General features: G+C 37.9%; 4 protein-coding genes. All 4 read left to right on the top strand.

The genetic code is table 11. From position 1 onward, the window contains the following. Positions 1–402: 402 nt before the first annotated feature. The 4 genes from NL42_RS12125 (at position 403) to NL42_RS12110 (ending at position 6,054) form a co-directional block, all read left to right on the top strand. Positions 403–2,127 carry an acetolactate synthase 3 large subunit gene (locus tag NL42_RS12125; protein WP_336166051.1) on the top strand — a complete coding sequence of 575 codons (1,725 nt, stop codon included), beginning with the start codon at positions 403–405 and terminating at the stop codon, positions 2,125–2,127. Then, the gene (gene ilvN / locus NL42_RS12120; RefSeq protein WP_001215920.1) at positions 2,127–2,618 is read left to right on the top strand and encodes an acetolactate synthase small subunit; all 492 of its coding nucleotides are present in this window, start codon (positions 2,127–2,129) and stop codon (positions 2,616–2,618) included. The genes NL42_RS12125 and ilvN overlap by 1 nt, the downstream gene beginning before the upstream one ends. A 31-nt stretch (positions 2,619–2,649) precedes the next feature. Further along, the gene (ilvC, locus tag NL42_RS12115) at positions 2,650–3,666 is read left to right on the top strand and encodes a ketol-acid reductoisomerase (protein WP_199965949.1); all 1,017 of its coding nucleotides are present in this window, start codon (positions 2,650–2,652) and stop codon (positions 3,664–3,666) included. 333 nt (positions 3,667–3,999) lie between these two features. Further along, the gene (locus NL42_RS12110) at positions 4,000–6,054 is read left to right on the top strand and encodes a bifunctional diguanylate cyclase/phosphodiesterase (RefSeq protein ID WP_461312932.1); all 2,055 of its coding nucleotides are present in this window, start codon (positions 4,000–4,002) and stop codon (positions 6,052–6,054) included. The last annotated feature ends 81 nt before the right edge of the window (positions 6,055–6,135 follow it).

Here is a 6,135-nt window from a genome sequence, read left to right as displayed (position 1 = left end):
AAATAGAGGGTAGAACTACCAAATTTACGATTTAATTTTAGATTAAAAAAGAAGCAGCTAAATTTTTTTATGGAAAAACCTTTTCTTTAATCTTGACTTTAGTGAATTAAACAACAAAAATGCTCCTTTAGTTTTATATGCGATTATTTGATCACCCTTCGAATAACCGTCATGTTTTGTAATAGACATTCTCTCTAGCCGAGAGATTGATTTTACTTAAAGTATGTATATCCAGACATGCTTTATTAATGTTAAAAAAGCTTATACGGCTGAAAAACAGAAATTTTTCTATTGCAACGAAAACTAGACAATATGTGTGCTATAACAGTGCAGACAATTCAATGAATGAAACACTATTTGTGCCTTCCATAAATAGTGATAAAGATTTTAGGGTGAATCACGTTGGAACTTTTATCTGGTGGTGAAATGCTCGTTCGTGCTCTTGCGGACGAAGGCGTTGAACATGTTTTTGGTTATCCAGGCGGCGCTGTATTACATATTTATGATGCGCTATTTCAACAAGACAAAATTAATCATTACCTCGTACGTCATGAACAAGCTGCTGGTCATATGGCAGATGCTTACTCGCGTGCTACAGGTAAGACTGGCGTAGTACTGGTCACTTCTGGACCTGGCGCAACTAATACTGTGACTCCAATTGCAACAGCTTATATGGACTCAATCCCAATGGTGATTTTGTCTGGCCAAGTTGCATCACATCTTATTGGTGAAGACGCTTTCCAAGAAACTGATATGGTGGGTATTTCACGCCCTATCGTGAAACACAGCTTCCAAGTTCGTCATGCAAGTGAAATTCCTGCAATTATCAAAAAAGCATTTTATATCGCATCAAGCGGTCGTCCTGGCCCTGTTGTAGTTGATATTCCAAAAGATGCGACAAATCCTGCAGAAAAATTTGCGTACGAATATCCTGAAAAAGTGAAGATGCGTTCTTATCAACCACCTTCACGCGGTCATTCTGGTCAAATTCGCAAAGCGATTGATGAGCTTTTAAGTGCTAAACGCCCTGTAATTTATACAGGTGGTGGTGTTGTTCAAGGTAATGCATCAGCATTATTGACTGAACTCGCTCATTTGTTGGGCTACCCAGTGACAAATACACTTATGGGTCTTGGTGGTTTTCCTGGCGATGATCCACAATTCGTGGGCATGTTGGGAATGCACGGTACTTATGAAGCAAACATGGCGATGCATAATGCTGATGTCATTCTTGCAATTGGTGCTCGTTTTGATGATCGCGTAACCAATAATCCTGCAAAATTCTGTGTGAACGCAAAAGTTATTCATGTTGATATTGATCCAGCGAGCATTTCAAAAACGATCATGGCGCACATTCCAATTGTAGGGGCGGTTGAGCCTGTACTTCAGGAAATGTTGACGCAGTTGAAACAATTGAATGTGTCTAAGCCTAACCCTGAAGCAATTGCTGCATGGTGGGATCAAATTAATGAATGGCGTAAAGTTCATGGCTTGAAGTATGAAACACTAGCTGATGGCACAATGAAGCCACAGCAAGTTGTTGAAGCTTTATATAAAGCGACTAATGGTGATGCCATCATTACTTCTGATGTGGGTCAACACCAAATGTTTGGCGCGTTGTACTACAAGTACAAACGTCCACGTCAATGGATTAACTCAGGCGGATTAGGCACCATGGGCGTAGGTTTGCCTTATGCAATGGCAGCTAAGTTAGCTTTCCCAGATCAACAGGTAGTTTGTATTACCGGTGAAGCTTCAATTCAGATGTGTATTCAAGAGCTTTCAACTTGTAAGCAATACGGTATGAACGTGAAGATCTTGTGCTTGAATAACCGTGCTTTAGGTATGGTTAAACAGTGGCAAGATATGAACTATGAAGGCCGTCACTCAAGCTCATATGTTGAATCATTACCTGATTTTGGCAAGTTAATGGAAGCTTATGGTCATGTTGGTATCCAAATTGATCATGCTGATGAACTAGAGTCGAAGCTTGCTGAAGCAATGGCAATTAATGATAAATGTGTATTCATTAATGTCATGGTTGATCGTACAGAACATGTTTATCCGATGCTGATCGCAGGTCAGTCCATGAAGGATATGTGGTTAGGTAAAGGGGAGCGTACATAATGAGACATATTATTTCTGTACTCGTTGAAAACGAAGCTGGTGCGCTTTCTCGTTTGGTGGGTTTGTTCAGTCAACGTAACTATAACATTGAGACGTTGAATGTAGCTCCAACCGAAGACCCAACTTTATCACGTTTGACGTTAACCACTTATGGTGATGACCATAAGATTGAACAGATTACAAAGCAGCTCAACAAACTTGTTGAAGTTGTAAAAGTAGTAGATTTATCAGAAGGTTCGCACATTGAGCGTGAACTGATGTTGATTAAAGTAAAAGCGTTGGGCGCTTCACGTGCTGAAATTAAGCGAACAGCGGATATTTTCCGTGCGCAAATTGTCGACGTGACACCAACTACCTATACCATTCAAATAGCAGGGACAACTGAAAAATTAGATGGTTTTATCGATGCGCTTGCAGAAAACACTATTCTAGAAGTCGTTCGTTCAGGTGTATCTGGTATCGCCCGTGGCGAAAAAGTATTAGCCATTTAATTTTTTAAAAGTATTTTAGCGGAGAACACAAATGCAAATTTTTTACGATAAAGACTGTGACTTATCAATCATCCAAGGCAAGAAAGTAGCGATTGTTGGTTACGGCTCTCAAGGTCATGCTCATGCACTTAACCTTAAAGACTCAGGCGTAGACGTAACTGTAGGTTTACGTGCAGGTTCAGCTTCTTGGAAGAAAGCTGAAAATGCTGGTCTTAAAGTTGCAGAAGTACCTGCTGCTGTTAAGCAAGCTGACCTCGTAATGATTTTGACTCCAGATGAATTCCAATCACAACTTTACCGTGACGTGATTGAGCCAAACATCAAAGAAGGTGCAACTCTTGCATTTGCTCATGGTTTCTCAATTCTTTATAACCAAGTTGTTCCACGTAAAGATTTAGATGTAATCATGGTTGCTCCTAAAGCACCTGGTCACACAGTTCGTTCTGAATACCAACGTGGTTCAGGTGTTCCTGACCTTATCGCAATTCACCAAGATGCTTCTGGTAATGCACGTAACGTTGCTCTTTCTTATGCTTCAGGCGTAGGTGGCGGCCGTACTGGTATTATCGAAACTTCATTCCGTGAAGAAACTGAAACTGACTTATTCGGTGAGCAAGCAGTTCTTTGTGGCGGTGCAGTTGAACTCGTGAAAATGGGCTTCGAAACTTTAGTTGAAGCTGGTTATGCACCAGAAATGGCTTACTTCGAATGTTTACACGAACTTAAATTGATCGTTGACTTGATGTTCGAAGGCGGTATCGCTGACATGAACTACTCAGTATCTAATAATGCTGAGTATGGTGAATATGTAACTGGTACTGAAGTAATTAACGAACAGTCTCGTGAAGCAATGCGTAATGCGTTGAAACGTATTCAATCTGGTGAATATGCGAAGATGTTCATTCAAGAGGGTGCATTAAACTACCCATCTATGACTGCTCGTCGTCGTCAAAATGCAGCGCATGGTATTGAAGTAACTGGTAATAAGTTACGTTCAATGATGCCTTGGATTCAAGCAAACAAAATCGTAGACAAAGAAAAGAACTAATTTTCTTTTTCTAAAGCTTCAAAAGAACCCTGCTACTAAGCAGGGTTCTTTTTTTATACTGTTTTTATTTGAATATGAAAAGAGCGAGTGAGTGAACTTGACTAGATTAAAGAAATTCTATATTTTTCATATAATTGGCTGCTTAATTTTTGGTTACTCTATTGATTTATAAAGTAAAAAATACTTGACCAAAAGATAGATAGTGTTATTGTTTATAACTGGCTAAAAAGTCAAATTTACTAAAATTTTTTAACGTGTTTAATTTTTAATTGTATTTTGGGCAATGAGTTGAACAAAATAAAAAAAAGTATTGAATAATCATGGAAGTCCACTATGGGTCATGTTGATTACGATAGCACATTGATCGTCGGCTCTTTTTTTGCAGCTGGCTTCATTTGCTATCTTGTGATTTCCATGGAGCAATTAATATTCAAAAAAGTTTATAAGAAATTTGAGCCCTTAATTTTATTCATCAATGGTTTATTACTCGCATCAGCAATTAGCATTGTTCATATTATCGGTATACAAGCGTATCATCTGTTTGAAACAGTCAACTCGAATATTCCTTTAATCACTGTTTCATTTGCCATGAGTGCTTTGCTATCGGGCATTGCTATGTGGTTGACTTCACGTTTTACGCTCCCTTTGTTCAGGCTCATTTTAAGTTCTATTATTATGGGAATCGGAATTTCAGCTTCATATTACATTAGTATGTTGGGCTGGAATATTAATGTCTATAAAAAAGACTACACCTCTTTCTTGTTACTATTTTCTATATTAATTGCGATGAGCGGTTCAGGGCTGGCATTTTTATTGGCCTATAAATTAAAAGATACCGAACGTCATCGTCTAACTTTAAAAATCGCATTTTCGGTTATGATGACCTTAAGTATTATGGGAATGCATTATACGGCGCTGATTGCGACAAATATTACTGATAAATTTATTAGCCAATATCAGGCAGAGCATGACTTATTATTATTTACGATTATTTTAGTCACGTGTCTGGTACTCGTAGCAAGTTTTATTGTTGCGATGTTGGAGCAACGGCTCACTCAACAAAATTTAGAGTTACGTAAGGCAAATAAAGAATTAGCTAATCTCTCAATACAAGATAATTTAACTAAACTACCAAACCGCCTTTATTTGGTTGATTATGCTGAAGTATTACTCTCAGATCATCGATATAAAGACCAGAAAATTGCTTTTTTATATATTGATTTAGACCGATTTAAATCGGTGAATGACGCATTCGGGCATCATGTCGGTGATCAACTACTCATTCAAATGGCGAACCGTTTACATTGGCAACTCAATGAAAAATGTAAGCTACTTAGAATTGGTGGTGATGAGTTTTTGCTTATTGCAGAAAATACAAATGCAGACGAAGCAGTTGTTTTAGCTGAGAAAGTTTTACAACTGATTCAGGAAAGTTATCAAATTTCTGGCAAGGAAATTAATATTTCTGCAAGTTTGGGCGTGGCACTTTTTCCTGAGCATGGACAGAATGTTCAGGATTTACTCATGAATGCTGATGCCGCCATGCTCATGTCTAAAGAACAAGGTAGAAATACCTATACAATCTTTAGTTACTCAACTCATCAGCAAGAAACAAGAAGTCAGTCAAAACTGATCAATGATCTTTATAAAGCCGTAGAAGAAAAACAGTTCATCTTATATTACCAGCCTAAATTTAATACGAATCTAGAAGTTTGTGGAGTTGAAGCTTTAATCCGCTGGAATCATCCAGCTTTAGGAATACTTACACCGCATATGTTCATTGAAGGTGCTGAAAAAACGGGTTTGATCATTCCAATGGGATATTGGGCGCTTGAGCAAGCTTGCCTGCAAATTCAGGAGTGGGAGCGCAGTAACACACCATTTTATCCAGTCGCTGTGAACTTATCGGCACTACAATTTGAAAATAAAAAGTTATTTAGTACGCTCGAAGCATTATTAAAAAAATATCAAATTCAACCTCACCACTTAATTGTTGAGATTACTGAATCAACTGCAATGCGGCATATTGATTTGAGTATCCGAGCTTGTGAGCGCTTACGTGACATGGGAATTCGTGTTGCCATTGATGATTTTGGAACAGGGCATTCGAGCTTCTTATATTTAAAAGATTTACCTGTAGATGAATTGAAAATTGACCGTGGCTTTATTGTTGATTTAAAACCGGGTTCAAAAGAAGAAGTTATTCTAGAAAGTATTATTCATTTAGCTAAAAAGTTAGGTTTAACCGTAACGGCAGAAGGCGTGGAAACTCAGCAGCAGGTTGAGATTTTAACCCGTTTAGGATGTCAGCAATTCCAAGGTTATTTATTGGGAATGCCTGTTCAGGTCGATCAGCTCATTGAGTCTCAAGGTGCTCATTTTGCTTAGTCGTTTTCGAAGTAAATAAATTTTTTTAAAGTTCATATTTATACAATATCTAAAAACATATTTTAGGCTAGTTAAAAAATT

This window comes from Acinetobacter sp. GN11, from assembly GCF_054823985.1.
Note: the sequence above shows the minus strand (reverse complement) of the source record. Positions and strands in the feature narration are given on the sequence as shown.

Bases quoted from the DNA above. Each gene is read 5' to 3' on its own strand.
- ilvC (WP_199965949.1), top strand. From the start codon at position 2,650: ATGCAAATTTTTTACGATAAAGACTGTGACTTATCAATCATCCAAGGC.
- NL42_RS12110 (WP_461312932.1), top strand. From the start codon at position 4,000: ATGGGTCATGTTGATTACGATAGCACATTGATCGTCGGCTCTTTTTTT.
- ilvN (WP_001215920.1), top strand. From the start codon at position 2,127: ATGAGACATATTATTTCTGTACTCGTTGAAAACGAAGCTGGTGCGCTT.